Origin of the sequence: Pseudaestuariivita atlantica (assembly GCF_001205715.1) — a bacterium.
Taxonomy (GTDB): Bacteria; Pseudomonadota; Alphaproteobacteria; order Rhodobacterales; family Rhodobacteraceae; genus Pseudaestuariivita; species Pseudaestuariivita atlantica.
Map to the genome: position 1 here is coordinate 53,931 of NZ_AQQZ01000004.1, position 19,037 is coordinate 72,967.

General features: G+C 66.4%; 22 protein-coding genes. 9 read left to right on the forward strand and 13 right to left on the reverse strand.

Annotated features, from left to right (window positions below):
* Positions 1–12: 12 nt before the first annotated feature.
* Both ATO11_RS09705 and ATO11_RS09710 read right to left on the reverse strand, forming a co-directional pair.
* On the reverse strand, positions 13–1,191 hold the full coding sequence (locus tag ATO11_RS09705; RefSeq protein ID WP_050530676.1) for an aminotransferase class I/II-fold pyridoxal phosphate-dependent enzyme: 1,179 nt from the start codon (positions 1,189–1,191) through the stop codon (positions 13–15).
* 327 nt (positions 1,192–1,518) lie between these two features.
* Positions 1,519–2,841 (reverse strand): amidase, encoded by a 1,323-nt coding sequence (locus tag ATO11_RS09710; RefSeq protein WP_050530677.1) that lies wholly within the window; start codon positions 2,839–2,841, stop codon positions 1,519–1,521.
* Positions 2,842–2,924: 83 nt separating this feature from the next.
* Here ATO11_RS09710 and ATO11_RS09715 point away from each other — a divergent pair, with 83 nt between their 5' ends.
* The gene (locus ATO11_RS09715; RefSeq protein ID WP_050530678.1) at positions 2,925–4,127 is read left to right on the forward strand and encodes an FAD-dependent monooxygenase; all 1,203 of its coding nucleotides are present in this window, start codon (positions 2,925–2,927) and stop codon (positions 4,125–4,127) included.
* Between the two features lie 6 nt (positions 4,128–4,133).
* Here ATO11_RS09715 and ATO11_RS09720 read toward each other — a convergent pair whose 3' ends face one another.
* The 4 genes from ATO11_RS09720 to trxA are packed head-to-tail and all read right to left on the reverse strand — an operon-like array spanning position 4,134 to position 6,270.
* Entirely contained in the window at positions 4,134–4,460 is a 327-nt protein-coding gene (locus ATO11_RS09720; protein WP_050530679.1) for a hypothetical protein, read from the reverse strand.
* Between the two features lie 47 nt (positions 4,461–4,507).
* The gene (locus tag ATO11_RS09725) at positions 4,508–4,693 is read right to left on the reverse strand and encodes a Trm112 family protein (RefSeq protein ID WP_050530680.1); all 186 of its coding nucleotides are present in this window, start codon (positions 4,691–4,693) and stop codon (positions 4,508–4,510) included.
* Positions 4,690–5,334: an LON peptidase substrate-binding domain-containing protein gene (locus ATO11_RS09730; protein ID WP_050530681.1), complete on the reverse strand. Its 645-nt coding sequence runs from the start codon at positions 5,332–5,334 to the stop codon at positions 4,690–4,692. The genes ATO11_RS09725 and ATO11_RS09730 overlap by 4 nt, the downstream gene beginning before the upstream one ends.
* Positions 5,335–5,361: 27 nt before the next feature.
* Complete coding sequence (trxA, locus tag ATO11_RS09735) at positions 5,362–6,270, reverse strand: thioredoxin (protein ID WP_050531087.1); 909 nt, start codon at positions 6,268–6,270, stop codon at positions 5,362–5,364.
* A gap of 110 nt (positions 6,271–6,380) precedes the next feature.
* On the opposite strand from trxA, the gene ATO11_RS09740 reads away from it, so the two are divergent.
* Together ATO11_RS09740 and ATO11_RS21225 are read left to right on the forward strand one after the other, a co-directional pair.
* Positions 6,381–7,022 (forward strand): SGNH/GDSL hydrolase family protein, encoded by a 642-nt coding sequence (locus ATO11_RS09740; RefSeq protein ID WP_050530682.1) that lies wholly within the window; start codon positions 6,381–6,383, stop codon positions 7,020–7,022.
* Between the two features lie 81 nt (positions 7,023–7,103).
* Positions 7,104–7,277: a DUF1328 domain-containing protein gene (locus tag ATO11_RS21225; protein ID WP_082176244.1), complete on the forward strand. Its 174-nt coding sequence runs from the start codon at positions 7,104–7,106 to the stop codon at positions 7,275–7,277.
* Between the two features lie 56 nt (positions 7,278–7,333).
* Here the strand turns inward: ATO11_RS21225 and ATO11_RS09745 are convergent, their stop codons facing one another.
* A complete protein-coding gene (locus ATO11_RS09745) occupies positions 7,334–8,122 on the reverse strand; it encodes an exodeoxyribonuclease III (protein ID WP_050530683.1) in 789 nt (262 codons plus the stop codon).
* Between the two features lie 105 nt (positions 8,123–8,227).
* On the opposite strand from ATO11_RS09745, the gene ATO11_RS09750 reads away from it, so the two are divergent.
* The 3 genes from ATO11_RS09750 to ATO11_RS09760 all read left to right on the forward strand — a co-directional run bounded on the left by ATO11_RS09750 (position 8,228) and on the right by ATO11_RS09760 (position 10,686).
* Complete coding sequence (locus tag ATO11_RS09750) at positions 8,228–8,845, forward strand: exopolysaccharide biosynthesis protein (protein WP_050530684.1); 618 nt, start codon at positions 8,228–8,230, stop codon at positions 8,843–8,845.
* A 79-nt stretch (positions 8,846–8,924) separates the two neighbouring features.
* Positions 8,925–9,392: an SRPBCC family protein gene (locus ATO11_RS09755; protein WP_050530685.1), complete on the forward strand. Its 468-nt coding sequence runs from the start codon at positions 8,925–8,927 to the stop codon at positions 9,390–9,392.
* Between the two features lie 40 nt (positions 9,393–9,432).
* The gene (locus ATO11_RS09760) at positions 9,433–10,686 is read left to right on the forward strand and encodes an MFS transporter (RefSeq protein WP_242601397.1); all 1,254 of its coding nucleotides are present in this window, start codon (positions 9,433–9,435) and stop codon (positions 10,684–10,686) included.
* Positions 10,687–10,775: 89 nt separating this feature from the next.
* Here ATO11_RS09760 and ATO11_RS09765 read toward each other — a convergent pair whose 3' ends face one another.
* Complete coding sequence (locus tag ATO11_RS09765) at positions 10,776–11,462, reverse strand: response regulator transcription factor (protein ID WP_050530686.1); 687 nt, start codon at positions 11,460–11,462, stop codon at positions 10,776–10,778.
* 166 nt (positions 11,463–11,628) lie between these two features.
* Here ATO11_RS09765 and ribA point away from each other — a divergent pair, with 166 nt between their 5' ends.
* Both ribA and ATO11_RS09775 read left to right on the forward strand, forming a co-directional pair.
* The gene (gene ribA, locus ATO11_RS09770; protein ID WP_050530687.1) at positions 11,629–12,705 is read left to right on the forward strand and encodes a GTP cyclohydrolase II; all 1,077 of its coding nucleotides are present in this window, start codon (positions 11,629–11,631) and stop codon (positions 12,703–12,705) included.
* Positions 12,702–13,196 (forward strand): L,D-transpeptidase family protein, encoded by a 495-nt coding sequence (locus ATO11_RS09775; protein ID WP_050530688.1) that lies wholly within the window; start codon positions 12,702–12,704, stop codon positions 13,194–13,196. The genes ribA and ATO11_RS09775 overlap by 4 nt, the downstream gene beginning before the upstream one ends.
* Before the next feature lie 9 nt (positions 13,197–13,205).
* On the opposite strand, the gene ATO11_RS09780 is transcribed toward ATO11_RS09775, so the two are convergent.
* The 4 genes from ATO11_RS09780 to ATO11_RS09795 form a co-directional block, all read right to left on the reverse strand.
* A complete protein-coding gene (locus ATO11_RS09780) occupies positions 13,206–13,598 on the reverse strand; it encodes a hypothetical protein (protein WP_050530689.1) in 393 nt (130 codons plus the stop codon).
* Positions 13,599–13,660: 62 nt separating this feature from the next.
* A complete protein-coding gene (locus tag ATO11_RS09785; RefSeq protein WP_050530690.1) occupies positions 13,661–14,314 on the reverse strand; it encodes a YggS family pyridoxal phosphate-dependent enzyme in 654 nt (217 codons plus the stop codon).
* On the reverse strand, positions 14,301–15,773 hold the full coding sequence (locus ATO11_RS09790; RefSeq protein ID WP_134643091.1) for a tetratricopeptide repeat-containing sulfotransferase family protein: 1,473 nt from the start codon (positions 15,771–15,773) through the stop codon (positions 14,301–14,303). The genes ATO11_RS09785 and ATO11_RS09790 overlap by 14 nt, the downstream gene beginning before the upstream one ends.
* Before the next feature lie 112 nt (positions 15,774–15,885).
* A complete protein-coding gene (locus ATO11_RS09795; protein ID WP_050530692.1) occupies positions 15,886–16,839 on the reverse strand; it encodes a porin in 954 nt (317 codons plus the stop codon).
* A gap of 261 nt (positions 16,840–17,100) precedes the next feature.
* Between ATO11_RS09795 and ATO11_RS09800 the strand changes: the two genes are divergently transcribed.
* Positions 17,101–17,586, forward strand: a complete 486-nt coding sequence (locus ATO11_RS09800) for a DUF3576 domain-containing protein (protein ID WP_050530693.1) — start codon at positions 17,101–17,103, stop codon at positions 17,584–17,586.
* A 54-nt stretch (positions 17,587–17,640) separates the two neighbouring features.
* Here the strand turns inward: ATO11_RS09800 and ATO11_RS09805 are convergent, their stop codons facing one another.
* Positions 17,641–18,900: a glycosyltransferase gene (locus ATO11_RS09805; protein WP_050530694.1), complete on the reverse strand. Its 1,260-nt coding sequence runs from the start codon at positions 18,898–18,900 to the stop codon at positions 17,641–17,643.
* Positions 18,901–19,037 lie beyond the last annotated feature (137 nt).

Genomic DNA, 19,037 nt, shown 5'->3' on the forward strand with positions numbered 1-19,037 from the left:
TACACCTCGTCGTCAGTCGTACAGGCCCGCGCGGATAGCCCGCAGCCCGGCCTCGGTTTGGTCAAAAGGCGCGACCATGGCCGCGCGAATGTAGTGTTTGCCGGGGTTCACGCCGTCCGCGTCCTGCGCAAGGTACGCCCCCGGCAGAACCTTGACGCCGTATTCCGTCCACAGCTTGACGGTGGCCGCCTCGCCGTCCTCGACCGGCAGCCACAGGAAGAAGCCCGCCTGCGGGCGCAGGTAGCCCGGCACGTTGCCGAAGATCGCGTCGGCCAGTTCGTATTTCTTCAGGTACAGCGCGCGGTTTTCTTCCACGTGCGCCTCGTCGGCCCAGACCTTTTCCGCCGCCCGCTGCAGCGGCAAAGGCAGGGGCGCCCCGGCATAACTGCGCAATTGCCGCGCCCGCGTGATGGTCTTCGCGCCTGATGCGACAAACCCCGACCGCAGGCCCGGCAGGTTCGACCGCTTCGACAACGAGTGGAATGCAACCACCCGGTCCGGGTCGGCCCCGGCCTCTGCCGCGACGGTCAGGATGCCCGTTGGTGCCTCTCCGCGATAGATCTCGGAATAGCACTCGTCGGCGAAAATCTTGAAATCGTACCGCTCGGCCAGGTCCAGCAGGTCACCCCAGTACCCCGCATCGGCCACCGCGCCCTGCGGGTTGGCGGGCGAACAGATGTAGACAGCCGCGGTGCGGTTCAGCACGTCGGGCGCAAGGCCCATGAAATCTGGCAGATGCCCGGTTTCTGCCGTGGCGTTCACGAAACGCGGGATCGCCGCAACCGACAGGGTCGCCACCATGTAGACCTGGTAGAACGGGTTGGGCGACAGCACGTAAGGCGCGGCCCCGCCCTTTTCCTCGGGCACGAAGGCCATGCAGGCGTTGTAAAGCCCCTCGCGCGTGCCGTTCACCGGCATGACCTGCGTGTCGGGATCGAAGGTGACGCCGAACCGGCGCTGCAGCCAGCCGGCATAGGCCGCGCGCAACTCGGGCGTGCCCTCGTTCGGCGGATAGCTGTTGAAGCCACTGGAATGTTTGACGATTTCCTCGGTCACCCAAGCCGGGAACGGGTGTTCGGGGTCACCGATCGTCATCTGCACCACGGGGCCACCCGGCTCCAGCCCGTCCAACAGGACGCGCAGGCGCGGGAACGCATAGGCCGGTAGGTTCGAAAACCGCTCGGGGAACATCTGCAACTGCCTCAAGGTGCTGGGGTCATTTCGCCCCATTCGGCTCCAAGAATAGCCAAGCGGTGGACGTCGTGTCCAGCGCAAGCGCGGCAAACTGGCGGTGTGTGTCCTTTCGGCCAAGCGACTTTTGCATGCGGTCAGCCGCAGCATTCCAGCGCGGAATCAAGGCCGTAGGCCGCCGCGCATCGCCGGGCCGCCCCCCGGCACGGCGATTTGGCCGGGCTTGGTGCCACGCGGCCCGGTTTTCCGGTTTTGTCCGGGATAAAGCGCGTCGCGGACCTGCGGATCGCCGCACCGCGGCCCGACGATCCACGGCTCATGCCGGTATCACCCCAGCGCCCGCTCTGCCGCCACGCCCAGCCGCAACAGCTTTTCCTCGCCCATCGGCGCGCCCATCAGGCTGATCCCGCAGGACGGGGTGCCCGTCGGCAGCGTCAGCACCGCCAGCCCCATCAGATTGCCGATCCGCGTGTTGCGCAACGCCAGCAGGTTCTCCGTCACGTAATAGGCGTGATCGGTCGTCAAACGCTCCAGCTTGGGCGGCAGGATAGGCGAGGTCGGCACCAGCACCGCGTCAAACGCCGCCGTCGCATCGGCATAGGCCGCGCGGCACCGGTCCAGCACCTGCCACGCCGCGACGTAATCGGCCGCCTTTACGTCCGCCCCACCGCGGAACCGCGCGAGGATCTCGGGGTACATCTTCTCGGGCGCGGCCTCGATCACGTCTTTCCACGTGCCATAGGCCTCGGCCGGGAACAGCGTGCCGCTCAGGGCCAGCGCCTCGGCCACTTCGGGCACGGTGATGCGCGTGATCTTGGCGCCCACCGCGCCCAGTCGCGCAACCGCATCGTCAAAAGCGGCAGCAGGCGCGTCGCGGATATCGTCGAACGCCGCCGTCTCCAGTACCGCGAACCGGACACCGCTCAACGTGGCACCGGCAAGGTCCGCCACCCGGCCCGCTTCCATCGCGGCGAGCATCTGCGCGGCATCCTCGACGCTGCGCGCCAGCGGTCCCAGCGTGTCGAACCGCGCCGCAAGGGCAACCGTGCCCACGCAGGACACCCGCCCCGCCGTCGTCTTCAGCCCCACCAGGTCGTTCCAAGCCGACGGGATGCGCACCGATCCGCCCGTGTCGGACCCCACCGAGGACGCCGCCAGCCCGAACGCCACCGACGCCGCCGCACCCGAGGATGATCCACCCGGCACCGCCTCTGGGTCGTTCACGTTCGGCGGTGTGGCAGTGATCGGATTGTAACCGAGGCCCGAAAAGGCGAGTTCCGACAGGTGCGTCTTGCCCAGGCAGACCAACCCCTGCATCGACGCGTTGCGCAGAGCCTCTCCATCGACGGCGGGCACCCGCCCCTTCAGCAAGGCGCTCCCCGCCTCGGTCGCGACACCGGCGCTGTCCACCAGGTCCTTCCAGCTGACCGGGAGACCGTCCAGCAGCCCGCGCCGCAGGCCCGCCTTCGCCCGGTCGCGGGCGGCGGACGCCTCGGCCCGCGCACGGTCGGCGGTCACGCGGGCATAGATGCGCCCGGCATCGGCATGGCCGTCTATCGCGGCAAGGTAGGCTTCGGTCAGGTCAACCGGGTCGAGGCGCCCCGCCGCGATGTCGCGGCCCAAATCCGATGCGGTCCGTGAAAGGTCCATGCAGCACGCTCCCTGTCTGGTCGCGCGACGGTAGCGGCCAAGCGGCGCATGGACAATCCCGCGCCACGGCGTATGTCTGGCGCATGGACGCGGATCTGATCATCGTGGGCGGCGGGCTGAACGGCCTGACCATGGCGCTGGCCGCGCATGCGGCGGGTCTGACGCCGATGATCGTCGATGCCGCCCCGCCCCGCCCGGTCGGCGACGTGTTCGATGGCCGGTCCTACGCGCTGGCACTCGCCTCCTGCCGCCTTCTGGACGGGCTGGACGTGTGGGAAGACGTGGTCGATCACGCGCAACCGATCCTAGAAATCAAGGTGTCGGACGCGCGCGACGGCCAGCCGCCCTCGCCCATGTTCCTGCATTTCGACCATGCCGAGATCGAGGAAGGCCCGATGGGCCACCTTGTCGAAGACCGCCACCTGCGCGCGGCGCTGGAAACACGCGTGACCGGGGACGGGATCACGTGGGAGCGGGGTGCGACCGTCACCGCGCAGGCGCCGGGGCAGGTGACGCTGGCCGATGGACGCGTGCTGACCGCGCGGGTGGTGATCGGGGCCGATGGCCGGATGAGCGGCACCGCGTCCCGCGCCGGGATCCGCCACACGCGCTGGTCCTACGACCAGACGGCGCTTGTCTGCGCGCTGGAACACGACCTGCCGCATCACGGAATCGCGCACCAGTTGTTCCTGCCCGCCGGGCCGCTTGCCATCCTGCCGCTGACCGGTAACCGGTCGTCCATCGTCTGGACCGAACGCGCCGAGGTCGCCAAGCAGCTGCAGGACGGCCCGGACGAGGCTTACTTGGACGCGCTGCGCCCCCGGTTCGGCGATTTCCTTGGCGACATCCGCCTTGTCGGCGCACGCCACACCTATCCGCTGGGCCTGTCGCTGGCGCACCATTTCGTGGCCCCACAGGTCGCGCTGATCGGCGATGCGGCGCATGGCGTGCATCCGATTGCCGGACAGGGGCTGAACGCAGGATTGCGCGACATCGCGGCGCTGGCCGAGGTGCTGGCCGATGCCGCCCGCCGGGGTGAAGACATCGCCTCCCCGCTGGTGCTGACACGCTATGAACGCTGGCGTCGGTTCGACGCGGTGTCGCTCGCGCTGGCGACGGACACGTTCAACCGCCTGTTCTCGAACGACAATTCCGCGCTCCGCATGGTGCGCGATGTCGGGCTGGGAATCGTGAACCGGTTGCCGGGCCTGCGGCGCGGATTCATTCGGGAGGCCGCCGGGCTGACCGGCGACGTGCCCCGCCTGATGCGGGGTGAGGCGCTCTGACCCCTGTCAGGCCCGGTGCACGCGCGGCCCGTCGTCCTGCCACAACTCGATCACGGTCGCGTCGTCGTCCTCTTCCTCCACCGGCACGGCCATCGGATGCAGACGCAGTTGCAGGCTCGTCCGCGCCTCCCACAGATCGGGCGCCTCGCGGATGTAGGACGGCAGCTTGTCACGCAGGAACACGCGGCGCAGCACGGGTTTGAACTCTGCCTTGTAACGTGCGCCGGACAGGTCCCGCCGCTGCATGGCAAGCGTTGCCTTCAACTGCGCCTCGCGCGCAGTGAGCCGGGCAATTTCTGCCCGGACCTGTCCCAATTCGTCGGCTGGATGCATGGCGTGACCTCCGGCCACTACCATCGCGCAACCCGGTGAATGTGAGGTTAATCGTCGTCGAGCACCCGCGCCTCGTCCCGCAGCATCACCGGGATGCCGTTGCGGATGGGAAAGGCGAGGCCCGCCGCCTTGGACACCAGTTCCTGCGTCTCGGCATCATAGCTGAGGCGCGTATGGCTGACCGGGCAGATCAGCGCCTCCAGCATGCGGCGATCATGGGGGGCTGCCGTCATTGCATCACGTCTCCGCTTCCATCGCTGCGCAGGCTGTATTCGATCAGCGTCACCAGCGTCTCGCGCCGGGTCGACAGGCTGGGCGCTTCCAGCAGGGCCTGCTTGTCCTCCGGTTCGAAGTCCAGCAGCATCGACAGCGAATTGACCAGCAATTCGTCATCCGCCTCTTTCAGCGTGTCCCAGTCGGTGTTGAGATCGCGCGCCGCGAAATACCGCCCCAGCAGGTCAAGGAACGCCGACCGGTCGAACCCGGTATCCTTCTCGGCCGGGCCGCGATCGGCGTCGAACCCCTCCCACGAGACCGAGAAGCGGCGATAGGGGGTGAAGCCTTCGACCTCCTCCAGCACGCGATAGCGGGAGATGCCGGTCAGGGTGATCATGTAGCGCCCGTCCTCGGTTTCCGAGAACTGGGTGATCCGCCCGACACAGCCGATCCGGTGCACGCCATGACCCGCACGCCCCGGCACGTCGTTGGGCTGGATCATCCCGATCAGCCGCTCGGGCGTCTTCAGCGCGTCATCCAGCATGGCAAGGTAGCGCGGTTCGAAGATGTGCAGCGGCAACCGCGCCCGCGGCAGCAGCAACGCGCCCGGAAGCGGGAAGGCGGGGATCACGTCGGGCAGGGTGAACGACTGGCTCATGACCGTTGACCTAGCGTTACGGCGAGGTCAGGCAAATATCATCGAACTCAGCTTCCGCCGCCCGTGCAGAACGATGGGGTCATTCGGCTTGAGCGCGTCGAAGATCGTGAAAAGCTGCGCCTTGGCGGCGCCGTCGTTCCATTCGCGGTCCCGGCGGAACAATTCCAGCAACTGGTCGACCGCGCCTTCGCTGTCGCCTGCCGCCTGCAGGGCCTGCGCCAGGTCGAACCGAGCCTGATGATCGTCGGGCGATGCCTCGACCGCCGCGCGCAGGTCCGCCACCGGGCCCGCATTCTCGGCCTGCCGAGCCAGTTCCAGCTGCGCCCGCGCCGCTTCAAGCTCAGGCGCATCGGAAATCTCTGCCGGGGCGCCGTTCAGGATCGCCTCGGCCTGATCGACGTCGTCCATCGCCAGATGCGCCCGGATCAGACCGCCATAAGCGGCAGCATTGTTCGGGTCCTCGCCGAGGATCGCGGCAAAGGTCTGCGCGGCATCGACCGCCGCACCTTCGGCCAGCATCTGTTCGGCGGCCTCCACGGCGTCGCCCAGCCCGCCATCCGCCGTGCCACCGGCCACTTCGGCGACGCGCTGGACAAAGGCCTTCACCTCGGATTCAGGAACCGCGCCCTGGAACCCGTCGACCGGCTGGCCCTGGTAGAAGGCATAGACCGTCGGGATCGACTGGATGCGCAGCTGTGCCGCGATGGATTGCGCCTGGTCGACATCGACCTTGGCCATCTTCACCGCGCCCTTTGCCGCCGTCACGGCGGCTTCCAGTTGCGGCCCAAGCGTCTTGCACGGGCCGCACCACGGTGCCCAGAAATCGACGATCACGGGCACGTCTTTCGAGGCATCGATCACCTCGGTCATGAAATCGGCCTCGGTCACGTCCTTGATCAGGTCGGTGGCATCGGGGCCCTGGCCCAGTTCGATCATGTCAGTCTCCATGCGCTCGGCTCGGTTGCCCGTTAGATGGAGTATCCCCCGCCCCTGTGCAAGGCCCCGCCCGATTGCCCACGCCGCGTTGCCGCGATAGCCTTGGCCCAATGCGCACGATCCTGACCTTCGGAGACAGCAACACCCACGGCTCGCGGCCCACGCCGCCCGACGGGCGCAGCGTGGGGCGGTATGGCCCGTCGAAACGCTGGCCCACGGTCATGGCCGCCGACCTTGCCGGTGACTGGCACCTCGTGGAAGAGGGCCTGCCGGGCCGCACCACGCAATACGAAGACCCCGGCATGCCCGCCAACATGGATGGCCACGCGGGCCTCTTGATGGCGCTGAAAAGCCACGCGCCTGTCGACGTGCTGACGATCATGCTGGGCACGAACGACCTGAAGACCCGGTTCGCCGCGACGCCCATGACCATCGCGGGCGGGATTGCCGGGATGCTCGACCTTGCCCAATCGCCCGAGATGGCAGAGGCGCACCCGGCGCTCAGGATCCTGCTGATCTGCCCGCCGCCGATCCGCGAAATCGGCGTTTTCGCCAACCAGTTCATCGGGGGAGAGGGCACCTCGCTGCAATTGCGCGACATGCTCGCCACGCTCGCCAACGCGCGCGACGTGGCCTACCTCGACGCCGGGTCGGTGATCCGCGTCAGCGATGTCGACGGCATCCATTTCGACCCCGATGCACATAGGGCGCTGGGCCGCGCCGTGGCCGCGAAAGTCTCCACCCTCGTCTGACTGCATGGAACCCGCGCGGGCATGGCCGCGTTTTTCCAGCAATCGACGCCTTAGCGTCACTTACACGAAAGGAGACCTTCCATGCTTGGTTGGGCCGTTACGTTTCTGATTATCGCACTCATCGCCGCAGTGCTGGGCTTTGGCGGTATCGCCGGGGCCTCTGCCGGTATCGCGCAGATCCTGTTCGTGATCTTCGTGATCCTGTTCCTCGTCGCCATGGTCGCGCGCGCTGTTCGCGGTCGCCCGCCGGTCTAACCCCGGCACCACGACGACACCGATCAAGGCACGCCACCGCGGCGTGCCTTTTTCGTTTACAGATCGAAGGTCGCGAAGACCGGGGCGTGATCGCTGGGTTGCTCCCAGCCGCGCACCTCGCGCAGGATGCGCGACCCGTGACCCGCCGCCGCGATGTCGGGTGTCGCCCAGACGTGATCCAGCCGCCGCCCCTTGTCGGCGCTGTCCCAATCGGGCGAGCGATAGGACCACCAGCTGTAAAGGTTGCCTTCGGGGATGTCCTGCCGGGTGATGTCGACCCAGCGCCCGGCCTCCTGCGTCTCGTCCAGATGCTCCACCTCGACCGGGGTGTGGCTCACCACCTTCAGAAGCTGCTTGTGGCTCCACACGTCATCCTCGCGCGGGGCGATGTTCAGGTCGCCCACGAGGATCGCCCGTTCGGGGCGGTCGCCATGGAACCAGTCCCGCATCTCGGTCAGGTAGTCGAGCTTCTGGCCGAACTTCACGTTCACCTCGCGGTCGGGCTTGTCGCCGCCCGCCGGGACATAGAAGTTGTTGACCACAACACCGTTCGGCAACCGCGCGGCGACGTGCCGCGCATGGCCGAGGCTTGCGAAATCCATCGACCCGACCCGCTCCAGAGGCAGCTTCGACAGGATCGCAACGCCGTTGTATCCCTTCTGCCCCTCGGCCTCGAGATGGGTGTATCCCAGCGCCTCGAACACCTCGCGCGGAATCTTGTCGACGGGACTCTTGCACTCCTGCAGGCACAGCACGTCCGGCGCCTCTTCCTGCAACAGGCGTGCGACCAGCCCGGCCCGCAGCCGCACCGAGTTGATGTTCCAGGTCGCAAGGGTAAAGGCCATGCCTGTCTCCGTCCTTTTGTCTCGGGATGGGTTGCCGGGCTTGTGTAAATCCTCGCGTGGTGAAGAACCAGCGGAACCGCCGCCCCTGACCCACGTTGATCCAGCGTGAACCAGATCAACCCGCCATCCAACCCCGATCGGGCCGTCGAAGAAACGGTGCAGCACGTGGCCGAAGCCGCGCGCTCCCCCCGCGTGGCGATCAGCGATGTGATGCGCGCCCTCGGCCTCGCGGGTGGTTTGCTGCCGGTGCTGATGGTCCTTGGCCTCGTGCTGGTTTCCCCCCTCAGCGGCGTGCCACTTTTGTCGTCGGCGGTGGGGCTTTCGATCGCCGTGATCGCCGGGCGAATGCTGATGGGCCAGCAGTCGACACGCCTGCCCGAAATGCTGGCCCGCTGCGAAATGACCGGCCGGAAACTCGAACGGACGGTCGGCCTGATGCTGCGCCTTGCACGGTTCGTGGACCGGATCACCATGTCCGGGCGCATGCGCTGGCTGACGGTGCCACCGGTCGAAAAGGTCGTGCTGGCGCTGGTCATGGGCATTGGCCTCGTGATGCCGTTGATGGAGTTCGTGCCGCTCAGTTCCTCGCTCCTTGGCGCGGCGGTCATGTTCATGGCGCTTGGCCTTCTCGTGCAGGACGGGCTGGTCCTGCTTCTGGGCCTTGCCATCGCCAGCGGTGCCGCCCTGATCCCGATCACCGCGATCTCCACCATGGCGGGCTGACGCCCATCGCGCGCGTTGGGGCTGGACGTCGGGGAACGGGCGGGCGACAACGCGGCAAGCTCCTGCGAAAAGGCCTGTCATGAAAGACACAGACCGCGATCTTGTCCTGCGGCGGAACATCGCCGCATCGCCCGCGCAGATCTGGAAGGCGTGGACGACCCCGCGCTACCTGCGGCAATGGTTCACGCCCGCGCCGGTCAAGACCGTCGAGGCGGTGATCGATCCCGTTCCCGGCGGCCGTTTCTACACCGTGATGGAAATGCCCGACGGAACGCGGCAGGCCAGCGAAGGCTGCATCCTGCTCGCAGAACCGCACTCGCGGCTCGTCTTCACCGACGGCCTGACCGAAGGCTTCCGCCCCACCGACGGCGCGTTCATGACCGCGTCCATCGTGCTGCGACCGGCGCGCGGCGGGACGCTTTATTCGGCGCATGTCCTGCACAAGTCCACCAAGGACCGCGACGCGCATGACGCCATGGGGTTCGAGGAAGGCTGGGGCAAGGCCCTGTCCCAACTCGAAGCACTGGCCCAGACGATCCGCAACTGACCGGTGGACATGCCGCGCCGCGGCGCGCACCATCGCCGCCATGCTCCTCGCCCGAAACCGCAATTTCCGCCTGCTGTTCTCTGCCTCGGCGATCTCGAACCTCGGCGACGGCATCTCGGCACTGGCGTTCCCGTGGCTGGCGACACTCATCACCCGTGATCCCCTGCTGATCGGGACAGTGGCGGCAGCGACCCGGCTGCCGTGGCTTCTGTTCGCGCTGCCCGCCGGTGTGGTGACCGACCGGGTGGACCGGCAGCAACTGATGGTGCAGGCGGACCTGCTGCGCATGATCCTGACCTTCGGCGTCGTGGCGATGATCCTCGCCGCGCCCGCGCTGCCGATGTCCGATGGCGACCCGTCGGTGCCGTGGATGATCGCCGGACTTTGCGCCGCCGCGTTCCTTCTGGGATCGGCCGAGGTGTTCCGCGACAACGCGGCGCAAACGGCGCTGCCCTCGGTGGTGGAGGCCCGCGACCTCGAACGCGCGAACGGCCAGATCTGGAGCGCGGAACAGGTCATGGGCAGCTTTGTCGGACCGCCGGTCGCGGGCCTGCTCATCGCGCTGGCCGTGCCCGCGCCCTTCATGGTCGACGCGGTGACCTTCGCGCTGGCGGCGTGGCTCGTCTGGGCGATCCGGGTGCAGGCCCCGCGACTGCCGCCGCCGACCGGCGGCTTCATGGCGCAATTGGCCGAAGGCGCGCAGTGGATGCGCCGCAACCGCGCGATGCTGGCGCTGGCCGTGATGCTTTGTCCACTGAATTTCGCGAACGCGCTGGTGCTGACCGTGCTCGTTCTTGTCAGCCAGGAGATCTACGGACTGTCGGCGGCCGGCTATGGCCTGCTCTTGTCGGCAGAGGCGGCGGGCGGGGTCGCCGGCGCGCTGATCGGCCCATCGGTGGTGGCGCGGCTGGGCGCACACCGGACGGTGGTGACGGCGCTTTGCGTGTTCCCGGTTGCCTTCGGCATCCTCGCGGTCACCAGCTCGGCACTGGTTGCGGGACTGGCGCTGGCGGTGTCGATGGCGGCTGGGGTCCTGTGGAACGTGGTCACCGTCTCGCTTCGGCAACGGGTGATCCCGACGGCGCTGTTCGGGCGCGTCAATTCCATCTACCGCTTCTTCGGATGGGGCTCGATCCCGCTGGGCGCGGTGGCTGCGGGCGCGATCGTTGCCGGGTTCGAAGGCGACCTTGGGCGCATCGCCGCGCTGCGCCTGCCCTACTGGAGCGCCACGGTGATCACAGCGGGCCTGCTTGCCTGGGCCGCGTTAAGGATGCGCCTGCCGACCCCGGAATAAAAAGGACCCGAGCGCGAGGCCCGGGTCAGTCCAACAGGGAGGATGCTTGGCGTAACCCGGCCAAGCGCGGGGTTCTGTAAGGTCTGGTCCTACGACACCAACCTGTACCCGCCGGATTCGGTCACAAGAAGGCGCGCGTTTGACGGATCTGGTTCAATTTTCTGGCGAAGCCGGTAAATATGCGTCTCCAGCGTGTGGGTGGTGACACCCGCATTGTACCCCCAGACCTCGTGCAGCAGCACATCCCGCGCCACCACGCCCGAGTTCGAGCGGTAGAGGAACTTGAGGATGTTCGTCTCCTTCTCGGTCAGGCGGATCTTCTTGTCGTCCTCGGTGATCAGCATCTTCATCGACGGCTTGAACGTGTAGGGCCCCAGCGTGAACACCGCGTCCTCGGATTGTTCGTGCTGGCGCAGCTGGGCGCGGATGCGGGCCAGAAGGACGGGAAACTTGAACGGTTTCGACACGTAGTCATTGGCGCCCGCATCGAGGCCAAGGATGGTGTCGGCATCGGTATCATGGCCCGTCAGCATCAGGATCGGGCTTTTCACGCCCTGCTTGCGCATCAGGCGGCACAATTCGCGGCCGTCGGTGTCGGGCAGGCCCACGTCCAGCACGATCAGGTCGAACAGCTGGTCCTTGACCCGGTCCATCGCACCCGCGCCGTTTTCGGCCTCGAACACCTCGAAATCCTCGGTCATCACCAGTTGTTCGCTCAGCGCCTCGCGCAGATCGTCGTCGTCATCGACCAGAAGGATGTTTTTCAGCTGTGCCATCGGGGCCTCCCTTGCGTTGGACCCAAGATGCGCGCAACCTTCCCTTCTCTCAAGATTTGCTGCATCTGTTTCACAGGCTCGTGTAGCCGGTATGCGCGGTTGCGAGATTTGTTTCAGAAAACGCGCGAATCCGGTCACGGACCGGTGAGAAAAGGGGTTTTCCTTCATGGACTTCGCGCCGAATGTGACAACACGGCTGGCCCGCGCGCGCACCGATCTGCGCGTGGGGCAGCCTGTTGCCGTGGTGGACGAAGCCGGCAAACCCTCGCTTGTCTTCGCGGTCGAGACGCTGGCCGGGGACCATTTGGCCGACCTGCAAGACCAGCCCGAAGCGCAGCTTGCCCTTACCGCCCACCGCGCCGAAACGCTGAAACTGCGCGCCTATGACGGCGACATGGCCCGCGTGCGCCTGCCCCGCGACCTTGGCCTTGAACAGGTGATGGCGCTCGCCGATCCCTCGCTTGACCTGCGCCACCCGATGAAGGGGCCCTTCCCGTCGATCCGTGACGATGCCGCATCCGTGGCGCGCGCAGGCATCGCGCTGGCCAAGTCCGCGCACCTGTTGCCTGCCGTGGTCGCGGTGCCCGCCGGTACGCTCGATGCCTCGGTCACCCGCCTGCACGTGTCGGACATCCCCACGGGCCTTGGCGACGCGCCGCACCTGTTGCAGGTCGCAGGCGCGCGGGTACCTTTGGCGGTCAGCGATGCCGGGCGCTGCCTTGTCTTCCGCCCCGAAACCGGCGGGGAAGAGCATTACGCGGTCGAAATCGGTCGCCCCGAACGCGCCGCGCCGGTGCTCGTGCGCCTCCATTCCGCCTGTTTCACCGGCGACGTGATCGGCTCGCAGAAATGCGATTGCGGCCCGCAACTGCACGCCGCCCTGCACCAGATGGGAGAGGAAGGCACGGGCGTCCTGCTGTACCTCAACCAGGAAGGGCGCGGGATCGGGCTGGCCAACAAGATGCGGGCCTACGCGCTGCAGGACCAGGGCTTCGACACGGTCGAGGCCAACCACAGGCTCGGCTTCGAGGATGACGAGCGGGATTTCCGCATCGGCGCCGCCATCCTGAAAGAGATGGGCATCCGCACCGTCCGCCTGTTGACGAACAACCCCGCCAAGATCGCGATGATGGAGGGCCAGGGCATCACCGTGGCCGAACGCGTGCCCCTGCACGCGGGCGAGACGCCGCAGAACCGCGACTACCTTGCCACCAAGGCCGCAAAATCGGGGCATCTGCGGTGACCCCCGCCGACATGGTGGTCACTCCGCGCGGCCTGCGGTTCATGGGCCGCACCTTTCCCTGCACCATCGGGCGCGGCGGGATCAGCGCCGACAAGCGCGAAGGCGACGGCGCCACGCCGCGGGGCGTGCACCGCATCGTCGGATGCCTCTATCGGCCCGACCGCTTGGCGCGGCCCGTGGACTGGGCCATCCCGATCCACCCCGGTGACCTGTGGTCCGACGACCCGTCCGCCGAGGATTACAACCTCATGGTGCGCGCGCCCTACGCGCCCAGCCATGAAAGGCTGCGCCGCGCGGACCCGCTGTATGACCTTGTGCTGCTGACGGACTGGAACTGGCCCTTTGCCACGCGCGGGCGGGGATCGGCCATCTTCATGCACCGCTGGCGGCGACCGGGCTACCCGACCGAAGGATGCGTGGCGCTGCGGCCCGACCACCTGCTTTGGATCACCCGGCGCCTGACCTACGGGTCGCGCCTGATCGTACCCTAGGCGGGCGGCTTATTCAGGGTACTTGCGCACCGCCGTCGCCTTGGCCAGAACCTTGCCGCCCTTGCGCGCCGTCGCGGTCCATTCATAGGTGTGCACCTCGCCCGGTGGGCACGGGCTTTTGTACTTGAACACCCCGAACGGAAGCTGGCCGTCACCGGAAATCTTCAGCCGCTTGCTGCCACCGTGATTGTATCGCGGCGCGTCGCGGTCCTTGAGCTTGAACTGCACCGTCGTGGTGCCCTCGGGCACGCCGCGCAGGATGAAGGCGGGGCTGCCCACCTTGTTGGGTTTGCCGGTGTTGCACGCGGGGATATTGCCCCATTCGAACGACAGGGTCATTTCGGCCGCCGCCGCACTGGCGACGAGAATAAGGCCAAATGACAAAAGTGCGGGTTTGAACATCTTGAAAATACGCCTTGCTGGAAGTTGAACGGTCAAATTCCTAGCAACAAACGCGTTTCAAGTCATGCCTTTACGCGTTCACCGAATATGGCCGACCCGATCCGCACATGCGTCGCGCCAAAGGCAATCGCCTGCTCGAAATCGCCGCTCATGCCCATCGACAGGCCGGGCAAGCCGTTCCGGTCCGCCATCTTTGCCAGCAGGGCAAAATGCAGCGACGGCGTCTCTTCCACCGGCGGGATGCACATCAGCCCCCGGACCGGCAGGTCGAGCCCGCGACACTCCGCGACGAAGCCATCCACGTCCAACGGCATCACGCCCGCCTTCTGCGGCTCCTCGCCCGTGTTCACCTGTATGAAAAGATCCGGGCAGGTGCCGGTCTCCTGCGCGATCCGCGCCAGCGTGTTGGCCAGTTTCGGGCGGTCGACGGAGTGGATGGCCTGCGCAAGGCCCATCGCCTGACGCGCCTTGTTGGTCTGCAGCGGGCCGATCAGGTGCAGGTCGATCCCGTCATATTCCTCGCGGAAGCGCGGCCACTTGCCCGCCGCCTCCTGCACCTTGTTCTCGCCGAAGACGCGGTGGCCTTCGTCCAGCACCGCGCGGACGCGTTCGTCGGGCTGCACCTTCGACACGGCGATCACCGTCACCTCGTCGGCGGCGCGGCCCGCATCCTCGCAGGCCTTGGCGACGCGGGCCATGATGTCACTCAGCGGCATTCAGCGCCTCCCACACCTCGTCGAACGGTTTCAGATCGTCCGCGAACTTTTGCCAGCCACGGGCAGAGCTTTGATAGATTGGCTGGCGAACCTGTTGAAAACTAAGCGTTTTGACCGCGCCGCCGCCTTCCTGCGGGCGCAGGCATGCGTCGTCCCATTCAAGGCCGACCGCCTCCAGCAAGGCGCGGGTCTGCGGTTCGGGATCGGCCACGAAATCTTCGTACTGCACCTCGAATGCGGGTTCGGGAAGGTGTTTCTGCCAATGCGCGACCGACTTGCGGAAATCGTGGATGAACCGCGCGATGTCGCCAAGGTCGCTGCCATAGCGGTGCTGGCCGGGCGGGAAGGTATTGCGATAGATCGACAGCGCGATGTCGCGCGGGTCGCGGTGGATCACCACGAACCGGGCCTTGGGCATGGCATAGCGGATCGCGCCCATGATCCGGTGCGTGTTCATCGACTTGTCGACGATCACGTCAGCGTTGGGCGCGATGCGGCGCACGTGGCGGTCATAGGCACGGGCATAGCCCTGCACCACCTCGTCGCTCACCTCGCGCAGCGGGCGATACTCGCCGGGCTTGCCGACCATGACGAAGGTGCCGCGCATGGCGAGCGATTGCTCCCCCACCCCCTGCACCGCCGGATGCGCCGACAACACGCGTTCCAGCAGGGTGGTGCCGCAGCGCGGGGTCCCGACGATGAAGATCGGCGTCACGAGGTTCGATTCGACGTCCGCCGGTGGGTAGTCAAGATCCGCCTGCGCGTCGATCAGCTGCCAGGAATCGCTCTGCACGGCGGCGAAATCGGTCGGATACATCGCCCGGTCCGCCGCGTTGGCCGCGTTGAGATAGGGAAAGACATCGCCGGTGCGTTTCAGATCGCTCATCACCTTGGCCAGCGCGTACCCGAACTGGCTGCGGTCGCGCGGCGACAGGTTGGGCGACTTGAAGCGCGCCTGCATCTCGGCAATCAGCGGATCGCGGGGCTTGAGCTTTTCGTTCGAGGTCAGCATCCGGTACAGGAACGCCTCGTTCGGCATCTTCTTGATGCAGCGCCGCAGGAAGCGGCCCGCCTTTTCGAACTCGCCCACCTGCTGCATCAGCAGGGCCTTGCCCGACAGCCATTCGGGAGAGCCGGGCTGCAGGGCGATCAGGCGGTCATAGGTGGCGTGCGCCTCGGCCACCTGGCCCGCGGCCTCCTGCGCGGCGACCAGCGCCTTGAGGATGGCCGGGTCATCGCGCTTCAGCTTGTCGGCGCGGGACAGGTGCGCCACCGCGTCTTCGGGCCGGCCAATACGCGACGCAATCGTGCCCTGCATCACGGCGATTTGTGGCACGGACGGGGCCTGCGTCGCCAACGCGGCGAAGGCACGCTCTGCGCCTGCAAGATCGCCCTTGTCGTACATGGCCTTTGCCGCGGCGAAGGCCGCTTGCAGGGTGTTTGGCTGTGCCGGTGACACCACGGAACTCCTGAAAGAAAAAGTCGCGGACCTGTAACAGATCAAACCGCCCCGCAAAAGAAAAGAGCGGGCCAGAAGGCCCGCTCTTCCCTAACCAAGTTCCGTGGGGAACTTAGAAGCTCATAGCAACACCCAGCGAGAACTGGTCGCCGCGGCTGATGAACGGAGCCGGAGCGTCCGAGTCGCTGTAGCCGAACTGGATCGCGGCGCCGCCACCCAGGTCGTAGTTGACTGCCAGACCGAAGCCCGAGAAGTCGCCTGCCGGGGTGTCGAATTGGCCGTAGTTCACGCCGATGGTCAGGGCGTTCATGGTGTAGCCCAGGCCGATCGCCATGTGCGTCACGTCTGCTGCACCGGTGTTCGAGTCGGATGCTTGCGAGTAGTTCAGGATCGCTTGCAGGCCGTTGTCGAAGGTGGTCGAGACCGAGATGCCCATGATTTCGTCATAGACGAACAGGTCGTCGGTGGTCTGGTAGCCAAGGCCGATGCCCAGGTCCAGGCCAGCGAGTTCGGCGGTGTAGGCAACGCCGATACCCCAGACCGGGTCGAGGGTGCCGGTGTCGTCCATCTCTGCCGAGATGTGGCCGACGAAGCCTTCGAAGGCATAGCTGAAGCGAGCAATCTGGCCGTCATAGGTGCCGTCGAAGCCGCCGTTGCCGGTGTAGCCCGAGTGCGCGGTGTGCGCGTCGTCGATCGCGCCGCCGATCGCAACTTCGGTCAGGGCCGCGTCGAATGCACCGTCGGTGTCACCCATGGTCAGGGTTGCGCCACCCGCGGAGATCGAGATGGTCTCGCCGCCTTGGGTCATGCCGCCACCGGCTGCCGACGGAACGTTGTCGGAGTCGGTTTCGTCCAGATCGACGGATGCGGTGAACGACAGGCCGTTGTCGGTTTCGCCCGACATCGAGAACGTCACGTCGATGTCCGTCCAGAATTGCGTCACGTCGCCATATGCGTCGCCGCCGACGATACCCATTTCTGCCGAGCCGGACAGCTCGACGCCTTGGGCGGCAGCGATACCTGCGGATGCGACCAGTGCAGTGGTTGCAAACAGAACCGTTTTCATTGTTTCCCTCATGTGTTCGTAAGGCACGTACCAAGCCGGTCGTCCGGCTTTGATGGCAACTCTATGCTCCCTCGCTCGGACACAATGCAAGAAGGCCGCCATGCGCCCGCCCAACAAGTGCCACAGTGATGCGCATTTGCCACAAGCCCCCGAACGCCCGGTTTTTTATCCACATGCCGCGATTTTCGGCGTCTCTCTTGTCCAGTTCATGCTGTGGGTTTAAGACATGACCCCAGCAGGCAAACTGCAAGGAGCAGAGTGATGAAACGAGCGGTGCGGACAACGCTTTTGTGCGGTGCGGGCCTTGCTGTGCTTGCCGCGTGCGGCCCCAACTTCGCCGAACGCACCAAATCCGCCGAGGAATTGCGGGACGAGGTGCTGTACGAAGACCGGCGCCGCCCGTCCTCGCGCCTGCGCGACATTCTTTTCAACCGGACCGATCCGGCCAAGATCGGCGCGGTCAACAAGTATCTCTGGAACGCCTCGCTGGAAGTGCTGAGCTTCCTGCCCGTTCAGTCGGTGGACCCGTTCACCGGCGTGATCGTAACGGGATACGGCACGCCGCCCGGTGGCGGCCGCGCCTATCGCGCGACGATTCTCGTGTCGGACCCGGCGCTGGATGCCCGTTCGCTGAGCGTGGCGCTGCAAACGCGGTCTGGCCCCGTCAGCGCGGCGACCCTGCGCGCCGTGGAGGACGCGATCATGACGCGCGCACGCCAGCTGCGCGACCGCGACAGCGGCTTCTGATCCGGGGTAACCCACGGGTTACGTGTTAAGAACTGTTTAACGCGAAGCGGCGGCTTAAGGCACCGGTTTCGGCGCCGGCAGCGTGGCGAGCCGGTGCACCCAGTCCACGTGCTGCGGCAGGCAGACCTTTTGCAGGTCGTAGTTCTTGACCACGAATTCCCGCGCGTTACGGCCCAGGTGCTCCCGCGCTTCCTTGTCATCAAGCAGCTTGCACAGCTTGTCGGTCAGCGCCTCGGTATCGAAGAAGTCCGTGAGCCAGCCGTTTTCGCCATCGGTCACCACTTCCTTCACCGGCGCGGTGTCGCTGGCGAGAATCGCCGCCTGCACGCTCATCGATTCCAGAAGCGACCACGACAGGACGAACGGGTAGGTCAGGTAGACATGCACGCGGGAGACCTGCTGCATTGCCATGAACTGCGGATAGGGCACCCGGCCCAGCATGTGCACCCGCGCCCAGTCGTCGTCCGGAATCTGCGGGCGCACCTCGTCGATGAACATCTGCTTCCACGTCTGCCCTTCGGGCGCCTTCGCCCCGTATGACACCTCGTCCCCGCCCAGCATGACCACCTGCGCCTTGGGTCGCCGTTTCAGGATGTCGGGCAGCGCGCGCATGAAGATGTGGTAGCCGCGATAGGGTTCGAGGTTGCGGTTGATGAAGGTGATGACCTCGTCGTCCCGCGTCAGGATCTTGCCACCGCCGACGTCTAGCTGCGCATCCTCGTTCCGCACCAGCAGGTCGGTATCGATCCCGTCATGCGCGACGGTGATCTTGTCGCGGAAATAGTCGGGGAAGGTGTCGGCCTGGAACTTCGTCGGGCTGATCCCGGCGCTGGCCACTTCGAAATGCAGCCGGTTGTTGAGGTTCTTCAGCCGGATGCGGATCGGGTCGTTCTTGGGATCGGTCGAGGGGAATTCCTCGTCGAAGTTCATGTGCGGGTACTGGTCCGAGTGATAAAGCTCGCAATACAGCCCCAGCCGCGCTTCCGGCCACACGTCCTTGAGGAACAGGCTTTCCCCCCATCCGGGATGGGCGAGGATGACGGTGGGGTTCAGCCCCTTTTCCTTCAGCGCGCGCGCTGCCGCCATGCAGGAATGGCCGCGCAGGATCTTGGTCTCCACGTCCATGAGCCACGGATGGATGCCCTTGGTCGACGCCCCGACGATCTTGTAGGGGATCACGCGGACGCCCTGCCATGTCGTGGCCTTTTCGACCTTCGGCGTCAGCGCCACCACCATGTGCCCGGCCTGTGCCAGCGCGGGGGCCAGATGCTTGTACTGGCCGGGAAAATTCTGGTGGATGATCAAAATCTGCATTGTCGGGCAATCCTGTGGCCTACCTCGCCTGCTTATAGACACCGCCTGCGCGGACCGCAAAGTCGGGGATACCCTTCCCCGCCTCTGGACGCCCGCCCGTGCCCGCCGTATCACACCCGCGCAAACGCGAAGCGGAG